This is a genomic window from Rhodococcus sp. IEGM 1307, from assembly GCF_030056915.1.
In the GTDB taxonomy this organism is placed as follows: Bacteria; Actinomycetota; Actinomycetes; order Mycobacteriales; family Mycobacteriaceae; genus Rhodococcus_F; species Rhodococcus_F opacus_D.
Map to the genome: position 1 here is coordinate 1 of NZ_JASHKW010000153.1, position 206 is coordinate 206.

The 206-nt window shown below is 63.1% G+C and carries 1 protein-coding gene; it reads right to left on the bottom strand.

What is annotated here, in order from left to right:
- Positions 1-4: 4 nt before the first annotated feature.
- The gene (locus QM841_RS43125) at positions 5-190 is read right to left on the bottom strand and encodes a CsbD family protein (protein ID WP_283336822.1); all 186 of its coding nucleotides are present in this window, start codon (positions 188-190) and stop codon (positions 5-7) included.
- Positions 191-206 lie beyond the last annotated feature (16 nt).

A 206-nucleotide genomic window follows, 5' to 3' on the forward strand; every position in this document is an offset into this window, starting at 1 on the left:
CCGTTTAACTCAGCTTGTCCTTTAGGTTCTTGGCGGCGTCCTTGACCTTCTCGCCGGCATCCTTCACCGCCGAGGCCGCCTGGTCGGCCTTGCCCTCGTCGCGCAGGTCCGGATCGCCAGTGGCTTTGCCGGTGGCTTCCTTCGCCTGGCCCGTGAGGTCTTCCGCCTTGTTCGAAGCTTTGTCTGCGATTCCCCCGAGATACCTC